Here is a 17,734-nt window from a genome sequence, read left to right as displayed (position 1 = left end):
GCGGGCTTTTTCATTAAGAGAATCAGCTTATACAGCCGGCTTGGGTGCGGGCAAATCGAACGCCACGGCGGCGTGCTCGAAGTGGCCTTTGTGCGAACCGTCGCAGAAGGGCTTCTGCTTGGAAAGGCCGCAGCGGCAGATGCTGATGCGCTCGCGGCCGCCGAGGCCGTAGGGCTGGCCCTGGGCATCCACGAGTTCGATGTCTTCGCCCTCTACGCGGAGGGAGCCATTGGAAAGGACGGTGAGTTTGGTGGCCATTTTGGGAGGGTTGAGTTTTAAGGGTTGAATGTTGAGTTTGGGAATGGTTGAGTTTTGAGGGTTGAATGTTGAGTTTTGGTGCTGAAAATAACTCAACATTCAACCCTCAAAACTCAACCATTCAAAGCGCCTTGCGCATGATATAATCGTTCATGAAATACGGCCCAATCGGCACGTCTACCTCGCTCTGGCGCACGAAGCCGCGCCGCTCGTAGAAGGCAATGGCGGGGTTGTAGCGGTTCACGTTCAGGTCCAGAAACTGGCCGCCGGCGGTGCGGGCCGCGTTTTCCACCGCCTCAATGAGGTGCACGCCCAAGCCCTGGCCTTGCCGCGTGGGCAGCACGTAAATCTTATGCAGCTTGTAGCCGGTACCATTGCCGTCCTCGGCCGGCAGCGGGCCGAAGGAGGCGAAGCCGGCCGGCTCGCCATCAATCTGCGCAATCAGGAATACGTGGTGCTGCTCCTCCATCTGCCGCTTCAGGGCAGCCGGCGAGTATATCACCCGGTACATATATTCCAGCTGCTCCTCCGAAATGATGAAGCGGTAGGTCGGCTCCCAAGTAGCCTCAGCCAGCTGAATAATGGTCGGAATGTCGTTGAGCGTAGCAGGCTCAATGCGCGGCGGCGCGGTAGGGGCGTCAGAAGTCATAAGCGGTAAAACACGAAATTGCGGCGAAAAAACCGAAACCGGGCCGCCCACTCTGATACGGTTGGCCCATTCCTTGCGTTTAACCCCGCAAACCTCCGTTTTTTCTTCTTCCCGACTATGAAATCTGCATTCATTCTGTTCCTCGCCGGCTTGCCCTTCGCCGGCCACGCCCAAGCCACCTCCCAGGCCGAGCTGCTGCGGCGCGGCGAACTCACCGGCTCCCGCCAATCCACCTCCGCCCGCAGCCAGGCCCGCCAAACCGCCACCCGCGCCACCAATAATTCCTCCGACCCCGTGCAGCAGCACCTGCTGCAAACCGATGTGAACCTGGCCCAGGCCAGCGCCGACCAGCTCCCCAACCTCTACGAGCGGTTCATCGCTACCACCCGCGACGAGCGCCGCGCCTGGACCTACGCGCAGTGGGACGCCGCCGGCCAGGTTCTGGCCCGCCTCAACCAGCGCTACGAACAGGTGCGCACCACCCTGCCGCTCGAAGAGCGCATCCGCATTCGCTCCTTCCAGGGTGAGTTTCACACCCTGCGCGGCGCGCGGCAGGTGAAGGAAAAGCTTGACTAACGCAAACCTGTCATTCCGACGCAGGAGGAATCTGGGAGAAACCGTTTGAACGGATTAACTCAGATTCCTCCTACGTCGGAATGACAGGTTTTAACTACTTCGTTTCGAGCCACTCCTGGGCGTCTTCTTCGTTGGTAAACAGCGAAATCTGAATTTGACCCCGCACCGCTTCCACGAATTCCTGGCTCACAATCTGGGCATCCAGGCTGGGCGATAGGATGTAGGCAATGGCCCGCAGGCCGGCCGCCACGGCCTTGGGCAGCCATTCGTATTCGAGCCAGGGCAGGGCCTCGCTCCAGTCGCCACCGGTGTCGCGCTTGTCGTTGAGCACCCGCTCAAAACGGTGCTCTTCCAGCAGGCGCGTCCCTTCCAGCACCCCCCGAATTACCTCGGCGGCGGTGAGCTGGCCGTGCCAGCGGATGTAGAGCAGCGCATTGTCCGGAAAAAAATAATATTCGGCCAACGGTGCCCCGTAGCTGTCGGCCAGCGTGGTCAGATGAACGGCTTCGGCGGTTAGCATGGCAGATGGAGAGTATTGTATATCAAACATACTACATAATATCGGCCCCAAATAATGGAGCCAATGCGGGCCGCGCTGCTACCTTTGGGGTTCTGCTTTTCTCTCGTCTTTTTCGTTCGTAGCGCATGCACATTGCCATCGTCGGCAACATTGGGGCCGGTAAAACCACGCTGGCCCATAAGTTGGCCCAGCACTTCCGCTGGGAAGTATTTCTGGAAGATGTGGACGACAATCCTTACCTCAAGGATTTTTACCACGACATGCCCCGCTGGGCCTTTCACCTGCAGGTGTATTTCCTCAATGGCCGCTTCCGCCAGACGCAGCACATCAAGGAGCTGCAAAAAGCCGGGCGTGGCATCATTCAGGACCGCACCATCTACGAAGATGCCCACATCTTCGCGGCCAACCTGCACCAATCGGGCCTGCTCGAAACCCGCGACTACAACAACTACTACGCCCTGTTCGAGTCGATGGTAGACCTCGTGGCCCCGCCCGACCTGCTGCTCTACCTCCGCGCCGACCTGCCCAAACTCATCGGCCAGATTGAGAAGCGCGGCCGCGACTACGAGAACACCATCAGCATCGAGTACCTCAAAAACCTCAACGAGCACTACGAGAAATGGATTAGCACCTACGATGCCGGCCGCTCTCTTATCGTGGACGTGAACGAACTCGACTACGTGCGCAACCCGGAGGACCTGGGCACCATCATCGAGAAGATTGACAATACGCTGTTTGGCCTGTTCTAAGTCCTGAACCAAGCCAACTAAATTAAAGCGCCCCGCCCTCCACTATGGAGAGCGGGGCGCTTTGGCGTGAAGCAAACCCAAAGCCCTAAGCCGGCTCCGGAATAGCCGCGTTGAAAAAATCAACCAGCGGCCGGGCCGCCGCAATGCCCGCCACCACCTCGTCCACAAAGCCCGGAGCCAGCACTTCCGCGTCGGAGTAAAAACGGCCTACCCCAAACGTCTTCAGCCGCAGCCAAGCCACATCCGAGTCGGTGGCCGCATAGCCGCGCGGCGGCCGCGTCAACTGCGGACCGGTGGTGTCGATACCATCCGGGAAGTAGCGCAGCAGCTCCGGCGCCTGCCGCAGCCGGTGAAACTCGTCGCCGCTGTAGTGGATTTCCTGCCGGATGGCCGCCAGCAGTTCCGGAGTAGGGTGGAAAGTGCCCGCCCCCAGCCAGCTGCGCCCCTCCGGCTGAATGGCCAGGAAATAGCCCGCCCGGGGCGCGTGACGGCCCCCACGCTTCAGGCCCGCGCCCATGCGGCGCTTATAAGGCTCGGGGTCGCGGTGTGCCCGGTCATTTTTGTGGAGGCGAAACATCACATCCGTAGTAGTGAGATTGGCCAAATCAGGGTCAACGGCGGCAACGCGGGTTAGTACCTGACGCACCAGCTCGGTGCAGGCGGCGCGGGCGCGCTGGTAGTCGGGCCGATGTTCAGCCATCCAGGCCGTGGTATTGTTGGCCGCCAGGCGGGCCAGAAAATTCAGCAGATACTCCAGTTCCATAAAAAAAGCCGGGCAGCAGGCCCGGCTTTCTTCCAACGCACTAGTCGGAACAGGAGTTGCAAAATATTCAGCCAGTGAACCCCAGCAGCATTATTTCCGGCTGAGTACCGTCACGGCATCGCCCACGCGCAGGTGGCCCTGTTTCGGTCCGGTCACATTTTGGCCAAACAACGTGCTGTTCTCGGCCTTCCGGTAAGTAGCCAGCGTGCGCAGCGGGTCGCCCACCGGGCTTTTGATGGCGGTAGCTTGGTCTATGGTCGTGAGTACGCACCGCCCGCAGCCCCGCACCGCCCGAAACGGCACCTCGCCAATCTGAAACTGCTCCCAGGCATCATCCTCATACGCCTCGCCGCCGCCAAACACCAGGTTGGGCCGAAACCGGTTCATCGGCACCGACTCGGCCAGGCGGGTGTTCAGGTCGGCCAGCGCGGCCTCGCCGGCCAGCAGGTAGGGATAACCATCAGCGAAGCTCACCAGCTTGCCTTCGGGGTTTAATTCCGGCTCCACGTCACGCCGCACCATGTCCGACATGTACACCAGCCGGCAGGGGCGGCCCAGCGCCTCGCCCAGCCATTCGTCGGCCTCGGGCGTGCCGCGCCAGGCCCACAGAATATCGTCCCACACGGTCACGAACAAGGTCCGGTCAGGCGTGGCCTCAAATGGAGTGAATAACGGCAGCAAATCAGGCCGCTGGCGGTGCGAAATCAGGAAGCCATTGTAGGCCGGGGCCACGGTCAGCAGGGCCAGTTCGGGCTGCTGCCGCTGCGTCATGAAGCGGTTGCGCTCATCCACCAGCAGCCAGCGGCGGTCGTGGCGCAGGCCGCGGGTGGTCACCTCGGCTTCATCCACAGCATACCCACCGAGGGATTTTACAGGGTACAGAAAAAGGCCGGTGAGGGAAAGGGTAGCAGACATAGCCGCAAAAATAGGCCGGTTAGGGAAGTGGTGGAGTAAAAAAGAAATCCACCAATTCGCTACCCACCACTCCGCTTACTCCACCACCAGCAAATCGGCGGCCCGCACAAATGCCACGCGCTGCTGCCACTGCACCCGGTACCAGATATCCTGGCGGCCCAGCACGGGCAGCCGGTCGCCCATAGCCGCCGTGCTCAGCCAGGCCGCGCTGGCTCCCGGCCCATCCATTAGCGCCGCCCCGGAGCGGGCCACCAGTCCTGTCGGCGTCGGCCGCAGAAAGTGCAGGTAAGCTCCAAGCAACGCGACGTATGCCGCATAGCCCACCCAGGCCCCGCGCGGGCTCCGCCGCCACAGCAGGGCCATTGCGCCCACCACCGCGCCCGCTAGCAACGCCTGCAAGCCCGGATAGAAATACCGCTGCGCCTGCACCCGCAGCTCCTGCTGCCAGGTAGCAGGGTAGCCCACCAGCCGGTGCTGGGTGGCCAGGGCCACCAGCTGCCGCCACGTGCGCACCCGCGGCTGCCGCGCCTGGGCCATGCTCAGGTAGAGCAGTGCCGCCGGATAGTGCCCGAGTTGCTGCTGCGCATAAGCCATTTTCAGCAGCAGCTCCGGCGAAACGCGCCGCTGCTGCCACACTTGCTGCCGAAAATCAGGAAAAGAAGCCTCGTATTGCCCCGCTGCGAAAAGCGAATCGGCTCGCCGCAGGTCTGCAGGCGCACTGGAAAGGTTACTTGCTAAATTTTTTTTTGCCGGCGAATTTGCACTCAAGGCACAGATAGGCAGGAAGATTAGAAAGAAGAAAAGGATGCGCACAGCAATGAGGGTGACTTTTTTTTAAAGTCAGGGTTGTGTAGTTCCGAGGGCTATAGTACTTTTGTACCACCAAAGAAGGAAACGCCCTTCCAAGGTAAAGGTACCGATTCTGTAGCTCAGCTGGTAGAGCAGTACACTTTTAATGTACGGGTCCTGGGTTCGAATCCCAGCGGGATCACCAAAAACCCTCTCTGCAATGTGCAGAGAGGGTTTTTTTATGATTGGGACCGTAAGTGGGACCGTGCTCTTCACATAGTCTTGTCGTAGATTGGCTGTTCGTGGTAAAGTCAGGTAAGATAAAGCAAGCAAAATATGGCCAGTCGCTGTAAACACCCTTTTGTCTTTATTCAAGAATCAGCTAAAGTTTGGGTAAGTGACGACTCGGTGCCAGAGGCAAAGTTGGAAGTAGGGAGTAGTGGTTATCAAAGGCGAGTTCTGCCGCGGCCGGTCGGGGAACTAGATAATCCTTTGGCTTTTCCACTGTATATGGTGCGTGATAAGAAGGGGAAGAACACGCCCGCTAAGGCGGAAGTATGGGATTCTATGCTCCTCCAACGGCTGTTACGTGGAGGGGACTATGAATACCACACTGGAATGGTCAACCCTTCCAAAACCTATTGTCGGCAATTACTCAATTTTCATTACGCCCGGCTTGACAGTTCCACACAGTACAAATTTGCTGCTTACCTACGCCCCATTCTGGAAGCTGAACAGGCAGACCTAGACGAAAAGATTTACGCTTCCCAGAACATGAGCGGCAAGAAAGCAATCGCGGAAAATGCTTGGCAAGTCTGCCAAGACCAAGCCGATGTTCAACGTGGGCTAGTTGACGCATGGGAAATCAGCTACGACCTGCTGCAATTTTGTCTTGACTGGCTCAGTAAAGAAAGCAAACAGGTAAAGACTCAATTACTAAATGCGAAGAAAAAAGGAAGTGGTACTACTCGGGTTACGGGCAAGGTTAAAACCCTGGCTTATCTTATCCTCATTAAATCCGGTTTAGCGCCTCCTCTCAGCCAGGAGGCTGCAAGTGACACTCAGAGGGAATACATCGTGGAAAAAACGGGTTTGGGTTCTAGAACAGTCGAGCTATATATAAAATCTTCGCTATCTAATCGGCCCAATTATTTTATATATTCTAGGGATAATAAGGCTGATGCTCTTGACTACATTTTAACATTAATACCAAATGTGGATATAAGTGCGTTGGAATTCCCTTTTGCATTACGAGGTGCGGTACAGCATGGGAAAGCAGAGTAAAATTTTCATTAAAGACTACTTACCGCCGCTTTAACGCGGTCTTTATTTTGGCCTATACTTAAACCCTATAGTGCCATGGGAAATCTACCCTTTTCCGAAACGTCAATGGTCCTGTTAACCGTCCCGCAGTTGCGTGGAATGTTAGACAGCATCTTTGACGAAAAAATCACCCTCATGCTTGATGCCGTAGGCAAAGGGCAAAAACGTGGAGAGGTCGAATACCTTACCACCCAGCAAGCGCTGGATTTTATCCATCTCTCCAAGCCAACTTTAAACAAGTTGCGCCGAGAAGGTCGCATCACGGCGTTGAATTCGTCGGATAAGCGGGTACTCTACAAACGCAGCGAATTAGTTGCGTATTTGGAGACCTCAAAGCAGAAAGGGGGGAAGTCATCATGCTAAATCAGCTGATAACACTAAACCGCTGGGTTCTGCACCTAATCAATCGGCTGAATAGCTGGGAGGCGGAGAGCCAAAGGAAATCACGCTCATCTATCGCATCGGAAAGACTCTGCTATGTGCTCAAGTGCCTTCGCTCCATCCTGCGGTTGTCAAGTGAAATCATGGATGGTATTTCAGCAAATGAGGCTGAAGCCAAACAGCAGCAGCCTAGTTTCTGGTTGGGCGCTGAAACGAGTACTCGCTTCCTCTATCAGCAGGATTCGGAGCTAGATGGAGTTTGGATACTGGTTCAGAAGGACCGAGCCATAGGAAAAGCCAATCCTAATTATGGCCGAATCGCTGATATGGTACCAATGAAGGATTTGGTCCTATGAAAAAGCCCACTTCCTCATCATCTGTCCCGCCGCAAAACTCGGTAGAAGGCGATCAAAAGCTGTTAGCTGTCGAAGGTTACTTGAAAAAACGATTCGAGGTGCGGTTTAATGTCGTGAAAGAAGTGGTTGAGTGGCGTTCTAGCGGCGACGCCACTCCTTTTCAACTGCTGGACGATTACCGGCTCAACAGCATCAGCCGCGAATTGACGCACAACGGGTGCCCGATGCGCCCCGATTCGCTATATCGGCTGCTGGCTTCCGAATTCACTCCTCGCGTGGACCCGTTACACCAGTATTTTACTAGCCTAGGGCCGGCTCCAGCAACCGGTTTTATTGCTCAATTGGCAGCTACGGTAACGGTTGCGGACCCTGCCGTATTCGCTAATTACTTAACCAAGTGGCTTGTGGCTGTGGCGGCTAATGCCTTGACTGATAACGGCTGCCAAAACCATACATGTCTGGTGCTTACTGGTGGACAGGGCCAATTCAAAACCACATTTCTAGAACTGATATGCCCACCGGTTTTAGCCAAACAGTACTTGTTCACTGGGAAAATCCATGTTGAAAGTAAGGACACTCAGCTCTTGTTGTCGGAGTACCTGTTTATCAACATCGACGATCAGTTGCGCACGTTGAACAAGCAGGATGAGAACTCGCTCAAAACGCTGATTACGCAGCCCTCTGTGAAAGTGCGCCGGCCGTATGCTCGGCTGATTGCAGAGTTGCCACGCCGTGCTTCATTTATGGGCAGTGTAAATGGGGCCGATTTTCTGACGGACCCAACTGGCTCACGGCGCTTCCTGCCATTCGAGGTAGAGGCCATTGATATCAAAGCGGCTAAGCAGGTCGATATTGATGGGGTGTGGCGTGAGGCTTACCAACTCTGGAAAAATGATTACCAGTATTGGTTTGACGAAAGCGAGCTGGAAGTGGTGCACACCCGGAATCGTCAATTTCAGCACGATACGCCGGAATACGATTTGGTTGCTGCCCACTTCAAGCCGGGCGATACTTTCCTCACCCTGGCGCAGATTAAAGACCATCTGCAAGCACGCTCAACTACGCGTACCCTTCAGAATAAGGCTCTGGGTGAAGCACTAACTCGACTGGGGATGCCCCGAAAAGTCCAGCGCTTTGGTAAAGATCTCCGCGTTGGGGGATACCACGTGGAGGAACTGATGCAGGCCGAGTGGGCTCGCGCATCCTCCTCGGTTCTGCCATAGTCCGGCGAATACCCTTATTTCTTCTCGTGACAGCCGTGCCATTAGCGCACGCTAATCCTTATGCCCTTTTACGGCGGTGGATGGCATGTGTGTCATGTGCTAACCCAGACCTAGGATTGGGGCAAACGCGCTATCCAAGCTATGGCACGGCTGGCACGGGAAGAACCGATGAAATCATTGGAATTGCCAACACAGCACTTCTCCAACCATGCAACTTTAAAATCTCTGCCTTATGAAAACCCCAGCAAAAACCTGCGTCATCTGCGACTCTCCGCTGTATGGCCGCGCCGATAAAACCACCTGTAGCGATGCCTGCCGGGTAAGACTTCACCGCCAACGTCAAAATGAAGATATTCAGGAACCCAACGAAGAGGGCAATGGGCTATCTACTGGGCACGATGCCCCGTTGGATTTGCCTTGGCTAAGGAAGCAGCCTATTACCAGCACCGAACGCGATTACCTGAACCGAAGGGATGAGCCAGAAGACTATGAGGATGCTGCCGAGCAAAAGCGCTCCAACGAAGCGGCATTGGCTAAACAGCTGCAGGGGTATTACGTGAAAGTGGTAGAATCCTTCTTGCAAAAAGAACAGCAGCGCCTTCAGTCACGCCAATTGAGGCAAATGCTTAGAACGAGTATGGACGCTTATGAAAGTTATAAGCTCCATCCTCAGTTGACCCAGGCCGGTAGCATTGCCCAAAAGTGTCAGAAGGATTTGCGTGAGATTATCATAATAATCCAAGAAACGCATCAAGATGCGCAAGATGGCTGGCTTAGCCATACCAGCCAGTACGAGCTGACAAAGAAATGGAGAAGACAATTGCAGGAACGCCTGTTGGGATGAACTAATGCTGTTACAGTAACGGCTTTTGTCACGGTTATGTCTTGAATCGTTACGCATGTAACAGTTGGTAACACTTAACGGTAACATAACGAAGGCCGCCTAGCGATAGCTAGGTGGCCTTCTGTATTCCATAATCTGTATTCCATAACATGATGTCCTTTAAGATGAAGAATATTAATAATATAAGGAATATTGATTTTGTATTGAGAAGTTTTCAAAATTCCTTCCACATTATTGTTTTATATTGTCCCTCTCTTTTCCATTGTAAATACAGGTTCTACCAAGTATCATGAATGTTTTTACGCTTCATAAAAAATTAATATCTGAATATCAAGCCTATATCAAAGGCTTCATTAATATTAAGGATGAGGCAATCCGCAACCAGGTCACGGCTGCGCTATCTGAGAATAAGCTGTGGCCAGAGCCGCTGCTACAATTTAACCCGGCGTTTAAACCGGGACAATCAATTTCTTCGCTCTGTGACGAGGGTACATTACACCCGGCCATGGCGAAAGTCTTTCATGACTACTCGCTCTATGAACACCAGGTGCAGGCTATCAAGCGGGGTAGCGCGGGCAAAGGATTCATCGTGACCTCCGGCACGGGTTCCGGAAAGTCTCTGACCTACATGGCTACCATTTTCAACGACTTGTTGAAAAACCCACCCACGGAGCCAGGTATTCGAGCTATCATCGTGTACCCGATGAACGCGCTTATCAATTCCCAGCACGAGGAAATTAAGCGTTACGCCAAACAGTATACTGAGCAGACGGGCAACCCTTTTCCCATCAACTTCGCGCAATACACTGGCCAGGAGAAGACGGACGATAAAGAAAGCATCCGCAAAGAGCAGCCGCACATTCTGCTTACTAACTACATGATGCTGGAGCTGCTGCTGACAAGGTCGCAGGAACAGCCCATGCGCGAAAACCTCTACCGTAACCTTCGCTACCTGGTTTTTGACGAATTGCACACCTACCGTGGGCGCCAAGGGGCCGATGTATCCCTGCTGATTCGTCGCCTGCATGCTCATGCGCAGAACCCACTGATTTGCATTGGTACGTCAGCTACCATGGTTTCGGGCGACAACCTCACGCTTCTCGAGCAGCGAACCAAAGTGGCCGAAGTCGCTGAACAGATATTCGGTACTGCTTACTCAGAAGCTGATGTGGTGATGGAGCAGCTAGTGCCCTCTCTCAGCACGCTGGTAAAGGAAAGTACAGCCAGCGAGTTAGCGGATTCACTGCAAACCCCAATCACACCAGATGGCCAGGAGGAAAATCTGCGCTTGCATCCATTAGCAACGTGGTTAGAAGGCCGCGTGGCACTCGCCAAACAAGAAGGTGTTTGGGTACGCAACAAGCCTTCCAGCTTGGAGACAATTATTACCCAATTGCACGATGAAACGAACGTCTCTCGCAGTATCTGTGAAAGCCGCCTCGTAGAGGTTCTGGATTGGATTAACAACGTAAATACCGCCCGGCAAGCCCGGGAAGAGCGGGGTACTTATCTCCCGTTCAAGCTGCATCAGTTCATCTCCCAGACGGGCTCAGTCTACGTTAGCCTAACTCCCGGACCGGACCGCATCATCACTCTGGAACCCGGAGTACGCCGTGCCGACCCCACCACGCAGGAGCTGAAGCCCATCTATCCAGTGGTATTTAGCCGGCAATCTGGCCACGAATTCATCTGCGTTACCCTTCGGCAGGGTGTATCTAGGCTCGACCCCCGGGAGTTTCGCCAGAAGCCAGCGGGCGACCAAGGTGCCAAACCCGGCTACTTGTTGTTGGGTGCTGACATTTGGGACCCCATCAGAGATACCGAAGAGCTGCCTAGTGCTTGGTGGAAGCGCCGCAAGGATGATACTATCGTAGTCGAGAAGAAATACCAGGACCGAATGCCGCTCAAGCTGTGGTGCGATGAAGCCGGCAACTACTCCACAAATCCTGCTCCCCATCTGCCTCTGGAAGGGTGGTTTATGTCAGAAAAGCTACTTTTCGACCCAACCAGTGGTACTTTCTACGACCCTAAAACCAATGAGGGGACCAAACTTACCAATCTAGGCAGCGAGGGCCGTAGCACTTCCACGACGGTACTATCTTATGCCCTGCTCCAAAATTTGGGGGCTGTCGTAAAAACGCCGGCCGAACGAAAGCTATTGAGCTTTACTGACAACCGGCAAGATGCCGCCCTGCAGTCAGGGCACTTCAACGATTTTGTGCAGGTAGCCCAGCTTCGTGCAGGTATCTACCGTGCCGTAGCGCAGGAGCCATCGGCTCAACTAAGTCATAGCCAGTTGCCAGATGCTATTTTCAAAGCATTGGCCCTGCCCGCTAGCGCTTACGTCAATTCAGACATCGTGCCCACGTTCGCGGCCCAGATTAAAGGCTACCAGGAAGCACTGAAAGATTTCCTGATGTACCGTGCGCTTTACGACCTACGCCGTTCCTGGCGGGTCATAATGCCGAACCTAGAGCAGAGCGGGCTACTCCAAATTGAGTATGGGTATGTTGAGGAAAACTGTGCTGATGATGCAGCTTGGCAGGATACGCCCATCTTTAATCAACTCAAACCCAAACAACGCGAGAAGGTAACGCGGCAGCTTCTGGATTATTTCCGTAGCTCCTACGCCCTCTATAGCGACGAATACCTCACGCCCGACAGCATGCGCAGTAAGGGTACGGTCATTCGCGAAAAGCTGAAGAATCCATATCGCATCGAAAAGGACGAAATGGAGGAGCCGGCCTACATGTGCATTACGCCACCGCCCGCCGGCGGCCGCTTTTTCACCGTAAGCGCCGGCCGTCAAAGCGCTGTTGGTAAGTACCTCAATAGAATTGTTGGGAATCATTGTGAAGGCCTTGACATGAAGGCTGCTTCCTACAATGAGATAGCTAAAGCCCTGTTTGATAAGTTTTGCGAAGCTGGCTGGCTGCAACCAACATCAGTAGGAAAGGACGACCACGGCGATGCCATTTATGTCTACCAATTGCGCGCCGACCAATTGCTTTGGCAGGTAGCGGCTGGTACGCCTCGCCGTGACGAAGTGCGCTTGTATAGCTACAAGGAAGCCAGCGCCCCTCATCCGAGCGAGTTCTTTCGCGACCTCTACCAGACCAATTTCAGCGCCCAAAAGCAGTTGATTGGCTCAGAGCACACCGGCCAGCTCAATACCGAACAGCGCCAGGACCGTGAAACTAAGTTCCGTGCCGGGGATATTAGCGCCCTTTATTGCAGCCCTACCATGGAGTTGGGTATTGATATCTCGTCACTGAATGTTGTGCATATGCGCAACGTGCCCCCAAATCCGGCCAACTATACCCAGCGCAGCGGGCGGGCCGGCCGGAGCGGGCAAGCTGCCTTAGTCGTCACATACTGTTCTTTCTATTCACCTCACGACCGGCATTATTTTGCCCGGTCTACTGAAATGGTGGCCGGCCAAGTCGCCCCACCGCGCCTCGACCTCACGCAGGAAGAACTGCTCATATCCCACCTCAACGCCCTTTACTTGGCGGAAGTAGGGGCCCAGGCATTTGAAAACTCGCTGACGGATGTTATCGAAATGTCTAACCCGGAACTGCCTATTAAAGAAGCAGTCAAAGCATCTATGGAGGCTGCCGATGCGTCCAAATTGCGGATTAGAACGGCCTTTCAGCGCATCGTTCAGCGGCTGCCAGTGGCTGTTCATGCCAAGTATTCTCTCTCGTGGATTGACCTGCATATCGACCAGGTGCCCAGCAACCTCAATCGGGCACTCAACCGGTGGCGCCGGCTGTACCAGGCTGCCGAATTGCAGTTGCGCGACGCACAAAACATCATCAGCCAGAACATTTACAAAGACAACACCCCCGAGCGCAAGCGCGCTTTCCGCCTCGAGCGTCAAGCCACCAAGCAGCGCGACTTATTGCGGAATGACTTGGGCCGCCAAACCAATGCGGCTTCGGAGTTTTATCCATTCCGCTACCTGGCCTCCGAAGGGTTCTTGCCCGGATACAATTTCACTCGTCTACCCATCCGCACCTTCTTACCCAAAGGTGACTTCGACGGTGAATTCATCTCCCGGCCTCGTTTCGTGGCCTTGCGCGAATTTGGCCCCCGCAACATTGTCTACCACAACGGCAACAAGTTCCGCATCGACCAGCTCCAGATTTCGAACTTGGAGCAAAGCTTACAGTCCGCTCGGGTAAGCCGGGCCGCCGGCTATTTCCTCACCGGTGCCGAGTTGACCCGCAACGTCTGCCCGTTCAGCAACACTCCGCTCGATAATAACAGCTCGAAGGAGGAGTTCGGCGAGGTGCTGGTGGAGATGACCGAAACCCGTTGCGAGGAGATTGAACGCATTTCCTGTGAGGAAGAAGAGCGCCGTTCCGAAGGCTTCCAGATAGAAACATACTTCAACGTGCCCGGCGGCATGCACACCGTAGTGCGGGCCGAAGCACGCGCCGCTGAAGACCCCTTCCTACACATTCGCTACATTCCCTCCGCTCAGCTGGTTCAGGTTAACCGGAAGTGGCGTTCAGCTCGGGAGCAGGGTTTCCTGGTCGATATGGTTTTCGGTCAGTGGATGCGCGAAACGGCCGCCCAAATGCCTAACCCGGCTGCTAACCCCGGGCAGCCGGTGCCCCGCCGCATTCAGCTCTTCACCACCGACACTGCCGACGCGCTGTACCTGGAGCCAGTAGCCGCCCTGGCCCTGAACGATAATGGCGTAGTTACGCTCCAGTACGCCATCAAGCGGGCCATCGAAAATGTGTTCCAGGTCGAGTCTAACGAAATCGGCGTCACGTTGATGGGGGAGGGCCGCAACATCTTCCTGTATGAAAGCGCCGAGGGCAGCTTGGGTGTTTTATCGCAGTTCGTCCACGACAAAGACGTTTTCCATCAGGTAATGGTGGAAGCCTATCGACTCTGCCGATTTGATGACGATTCCTACAAAGAACCTGCTTCCTACAACGACCTGCTGAGTTACTACAATCAGCGCGACCACTTGCTTATCAATCGTTTCGATATCCGTGACGCGCTAGAAAAGCTCATCGCCGCCGATATCCACCTGCTCACCAATTCCGATTTCGATAGCTACGAGCAGCAGTTTGAGCATCTCTGGCAGGCCCACGACAAGAGTTCTAGCACGGAACGTAAATTCTTGGATTACCTCAAAAAGAACAAGCTTCGCTTACCCGACAAAGCCCAGCATCGGGTCGAGGGCATCTATTGTCAGCCTGACTTCTATTATGAACCCGGCATTTGGGTATTCTGCGATGGAACGCCCCACGATGAGCCCGGCCAAAAGGCCCATGACAAATTGCAGCGCGAAGCCATTGAAAATAGGGGAGAGGAAGTCTTTGTCTACCACTATTCCGAATCTCTGGAGGAGCTAACTGCTAAGCGTCCGGACATCTTCTTTGCCGTCAGCTAAACCCGCTGCATATCACCCAGCAACCCCGGCACACCGGTCCACCCAGCCTTTATAGTTCCTTCCTTTTTCTGCTATGAGCTACGCTCCAGGTTCCCTCGTTCATGTTCGCCACCGTGATTGGGTCGTTATGCCCTCTCCCGACGCTGATTTGCTGCTCATCCGCCCCTTGGGTGGCAGCGAAGAAGAAACTACTGGCATCTACCTGCCACTAGCCTTCGCCGAAGACAAACCAACTTCTGCCGAATTCCCCAAGCCCGTCCCCGCCGACCTCGGCGACTTCGCCTCGGCCCGCTTACTCTACAACGCCGCCCGGCTTTCGTTTCGCAGCGGAGCGGGACCGTTTAGGTCCCTGGCCAAGCTGTCCTTCCGGCCCCGGCCTTACCAGATGGTGCCCCTCATCATGGCGCTGCGCCAGGGCCCCGACCCGGTGCGCCTACTCGTAGCTGACGACGTGGGCGTTGGTAAAACCGTCGAAGCCATTCTGATTCTAAAAGAGCTGCTGGAGCGCCGCGAGATTGACCGGTTTGCCGTCATCTGCCTCCCGCACTTGTGCGAGCAGTGGCAGGCCGAGCTACGCGACAAAGCGGGCATTGAAGCCGTCATTATCCGCTCCAACACCCAGGCCCGGCTCGACCGCGAAGTGCCTGGCCACGTCACCAGCGTATATCAGCATTACCCTTATCAGGTCATTTCCATCGACTACATCAAGGGCGACCGCCGGGATGTGTTTCTGCGCGAGTGCCCCGAGTTCGTGATTGTCGATGAGGCTCACACTGCTACCAAGCCCGCCGGCGCGCAAAAAAGCCAACAGCAGCGCTACCACCTGCTGCATAAGCTGGCAGCTAATCCCAAGCAGCATTTGCTCCTGCTCACTGCTACGCCCCACAGCGGCAAAGCCGAAGAATTTAGCTCCCTGTTAGGCTTGGTAAAGTCTTCTTTCGAAACGCTCGACATTCCCAATGCCACCAAACCTCAGCGTGAAGAGCTAGCCCGCCATTTCGTGCAGCGTCGTCGCGCCGACGTGGAGCAATGGTTGGGTGAGGACACCCCATTCCCGACCCGCGAGCCCGACGAGCGCAGCTACTCGCTGGCACCGGCCTACCGCGAGGTGTATATCGCCGTTCTGGAGCTGGCCCGTCACCTCACCAAGTCAGCGCAGGGCCTCGGTGGTGGCCAACAGAAATTCCATTACTGGACTGCTCTTGCCCTGCTACGTGGCGTAATGTCCAGCCCTGCGGCCGGCGTTGAAATGCTGCGTAACCGCCAACGAAACGAGCGTCCAGCCGCTGTCGAATCTGAAGCCACCACGGTACCCGATGCCGACTTGGCCGCCGACCAAGCTAACCCTGTGCTGGACTCCGACTTCGGCTTCGAAGGAGATTACACCCCTACGCAAGTCATCAGCCGCACCGACTTCACCAGTTCGCAGCAGGTCAAGCTGCGGGAGCTGGTCGAAAAGCTCGAAGGCCTGCATGGCATCGCCAAAGACCAGAAGGCTGCCGAAACCGTCACGCTCATCACCCAGTGGTTGCGCGAAGGCTTTCACCCGGTCATTTTCTGCCGCTATATCGCCACCGCCAAGTACTTGGGTGATATTCTTCAAAAGCACCTCAGCAAGGTCGACCGCCTGCCGGTGCGCGTCGAAACCGTCACCAGCGAAGACCCCGACGAAGTGCGCCGCCTGCGCATTGCCGACATGGCCGATGCTCCTCTGCGTGTACTGGTGGCCACCGACTGCCTGAGCGAAGGCATCAACCTGCAGCACTTGTTTTCCGCAGTCCTGCACTACGACCTGCCCTGGAACCCCAACCGCCTTGAACAACGCGAAGGCCGCGTCGACCGCTATGGCCAGGCTGCTCCCCGCGTGAAGGCCTATTTGCTGTATGGCAAGGACAACCCCATCGACGGCGTTGTGCTGCGTGTCATCCTGCAAAAAGTCCGGGAAATCCGGAAGGCTACCGGCATCACGGTACCTTTCCCCGAAGACAGCAAGACGGTGATGGACGCCGTGCTCACCGCTGTGCTACTCAACCCCCAGCCGGCTTCGCCCACTGCCGTGCAGCTCGGCATCGACTTCGGCGAGTCCGACGTAGTGCGTCGCCAAGAGCAGAAGGTAGACAGCGAATACAAAGCCGCCGTTGAGCTCGAGAAAAAGTCCCGTTCCATTTTTGCGCAGAATGCCATCAAGCCCGACGAGGTAGCCGACGACCTGCGCCTGGCCGATGAGGCCATCGGCAACCCCGCCGCCGTCGAAGCCTTCGTCACCCAGGCCCTGCCGGCCCTGCTAGGAGCCCAGATTACTCCCCACGCAACCCGCACCGGTGAGGGCAAGGGTTACACGCTCTACACCACCAACCTACCCGTCGAACTGCAGGTGTACTTTCCTGGCCAAACGGCCGTGCCCGTAAGCTTTGTGTCGCCTACGCCCTCCGGACACCATTACTTGGGTCGTAACCATCCGTTTGTCGAGCAGCTGTGCCAGTCAATGCTGGCCAATGCTGTGTACCGCAAAGGCAAAGCTCCCGCTCGCGCCGCCGTATTGCGCACCGGTTCTGTAACCGTCAAAACCACCTTGCTGCTGTTCCGCGTCCGCAACGTCATTGCCGAGCGGGCCACGCGCCGCCAGCTGGTAGCCGAAGAAATGCTGCTGTGGGGTTACCGGGGCAGCCCTTCCGATGCCAATTTTCTCACGCACGACGAAGCCCGCGACCTCCTCTTCGAAGCCATTGCCGGCCGCGACCCCAGCTCCCCGGAGGCGCACGCCAATTTCCTCACCCGGGAGCTCGACCGCCTATCTGACCTGGAAACGGCCTTCAACCACGTAGCCGAAGAGCGCGCCGAAAACCTGGTGGCCGCCCACGACCGGTTTAGCCAGATGGTGAAAGGCAACCGCTACCAGATTGTTACGCCCGTCTTGCCAATGGATGTGATGGGCCTCTACATTCTGCTACCCTTGCTGCAAGGCGGCTAAT

The 17,734-nt window shown here is 55.8% G+C and carries 14 protein-coding genes and 1 tRNA gene; 9 read left to right on the top strand and 6 right to left on the bottom strand.

The window, feature by feature from the left end:
- Positions 1–27: 27 nt before the first annotated feature.
- Together ACYU70_RS08000 and ACYU70_RS07995 are read right to left on the bottom strand one after the other, a co-directional pair.
- Positions 28–258 (bottom strand): CDGSH iron-sulfur domain-containing protein, encoded by a 231-nt coding sequence (locus ACYU70_RS08000; protein WP_342295471.1) that lies wholly within the window; start codon positions 256–258, stop codon positions 28–30.
- Positions 259–379: 121 nt separating this feature from the next.
- Positions 380–907: a GNAT family N-acetyltransferase gene (locus ACYU70_RS07995; protein ID WP_342295468.1), complete on the bottom strand. Its 528-nt coding sequence runs from the start codon at positions 905–907 to the stop codon at positions 380–382.
- Positions 908–1,024: 117 nt separating this feature from the next.
- Here ACYU70_RS07995 and ACYU70_RS07990 point away from each other — a divergent pair, with 117 nt between their 5' ends.
- The gene (locus ACYU70_RS07990; protein ID WP_342295467.1) at positions 1,025–1,483 is read left to right on the top strand and encodes a hypothetical protein; all 459 of its coding nucleotides are present in this window, start codon (positions 1,025–1,027) and stop codon (positions 1,481–1,483) included.
- 94 nt (positions 1,484–1,577) lie between these two features.
- On the opposite strand, the gene ACYU70_RS07985 is transcribed toward ACYU70_RS07990, so the two are convergent.
- A complete protein-coding gene (locus ACYU70_RS07985) occupies positions 1,578–2,003 on the bottom strand; it encodes an STAS/SEC14 domain-containing protein (protein WP_342295465.1) in 426 nt (141 codons plus the stop codon).
- 125 nt (positions 2,004–2,128) lie between these two features.
- Between ACYU70_RS07985 and ACYU70_RS07980 the strand changes: the two genes are divergently transcribed.
- Positions 2,129–2,752 (top strand): deoxynucleoside kinase, encoded by a 624-nt coding sequence (locus tag ACYU70_RS07980; protein ID WP_342295463.1) that lies wholly within the window; start codon positions 2,129–2,131, stop codon positions 2,750–2,752.
- 85 nt (positions 2,753–2,837) lie between these two features.
- Here the strand turns inward: ACYU70_RS07980 and ACYU70_RS07975 are convergent, their stop codons facing one another.
- The 3 genes from ACYU70_RS07975 to ACYU70_RS07965 all read right to left on the bottom strand — a co-directional run bounded on the left by ACYU70_RS07975 (position 2,838) and on the right by ACYU70_RS07965 (position 5,066).
- Positions 2,838–3,515 carry a DUF2461 domain-containing protein gene (locus tag ACYU70_RS07975; protein ID WP_342295461.1) on the bottom strand — a complete coding sequence of 226 codons (678 nt, stop codon included), beginning with the start codon at positions 3,513–3,515 and terminating at the stop codon, positions 2,838–2,840.
- A 90-nt stretch (positions 3,516–3,605) separates the two neighbouring features.
- Complete coding sequence (locus ACYU70_RS07970; RefSeq protein ID WP_342295459.1) at positions 3,606–4,430, bottom strand: MOSC domain-containing protein; 825 nt, start codon at positions 4,428–4,430, stop codon at positions 3,606–3,608.
- A 75-nt stretch (positions 4,431–4,505) separates the two neighbouring features.
- Positions 4,506–5,066 carry a hypothetical protein gene (locus tag ACYU70_RS07965; RefSeq protein WP_342295457.1) on the bottom strand — a complete coding sequence of 187 codons (561 nt, stop codon included), beginning with the start codon at positions 5,064–5,066 and terminating at the stop codon, positions 4,506–4,508.
- A 282-nt stretch (positions 5,067–5,348) separates the two neighbouring features.
- Between ACYU70_RS07965 and ACYU70_RS07960 the strand changes: the two genes are divergently transcribed.
- The 7 genes from ACYU70_RS07960 to ACYU70_RS07930 all read left to right on the top strand — a co-directional run bounded on the left by ACYU70_RS07960 (position 5,349) and on the right by ACYU70_RS07930 (position 17,733).
- Positions 5,349–5,424 (top strand) — tRNA-Lys (locus tag ACYU70_RS07960).
- Between the two features lie 131 nt (positions 5,425–5,555).
- Positions 5,556–6,503, top strand: a complete 948-nt coding sequence (locus ACYU70_RS07955) for a hypothetical protein (protein WP_342295455.1) — start codon at positions 5,556–5,558, stop codon at positions 6,501–6,503.
- Positions 6,504–6,578: 75 nt separating this feature from the next.
- A complete protein-coding gene (locus ACYU70_RS07950; RefSeq protein ID WP_342295453.1) occupies positions 6,579–6,905 on the top strand; it encodes a helix-turn-helix domain-containing protein in 327 nt (108 codons plus the stop codon).
- Between the two features lie 370 nt (positions 6,906–7,275).
- Positions 7,276–8,502 (top strand): VapE domain-containing protein, encoded by a 1,227-nt coding sequence (locus ACYU70_RS07945; protein ID WP_342295452.1) that lies wholly within the window; start codon positions 7,276–7,278, stop codon positions 8,500–8,502.
- A 232-nt stretch (positions 8,503–8,734) separates the two neighbouring features.
- On the top strand, positions 8,735–9,346 hold the full coding sequence (locus tag ACYU70_RS07940) for a hypothetical protein (RefSeq protein WP_342295450.1): 612 nt from the start codon (positions 8,735–8,737) through the stop codon (positions 9,344–9,346).
- A gap of 289 nt (positions 9,347–9,635) precedes the next feature.
- Positions 9,636–14,762 carry a DEAD/DEAH box helicase gene (locus tag ACYU70_RS07935; RefSeq protein WP_342295449.1) on the top strand — a complete coding sequence of 1,709 codons (5,127 nt, stop codon included), beginning with the start codon at positions 9,636–9,638 and terminating at the stop codon, positions 14,760–14,762.
- Between the two features lie 127 nt (positions 14,763–14,889).
- A complete protein-coding gene (locus ACYU70_RS07930; RefSeq protein WP_342295448.1) occupies positions 14,890–17,733 on the top strand; it encodes a helicase-related protein in 2,844 nt (947 codons plus the stop codon).
- Position 17,734: the final 1 nt, after the last annotated feature.

Source organism: Hymenobacter segetis (assembly GCF_054776495.1).
The sequence above is the reverse complement of the archived record's forward strand: the minus strand, read 5'-3'. Positions and strand labels throughout refer to the sequence as shown.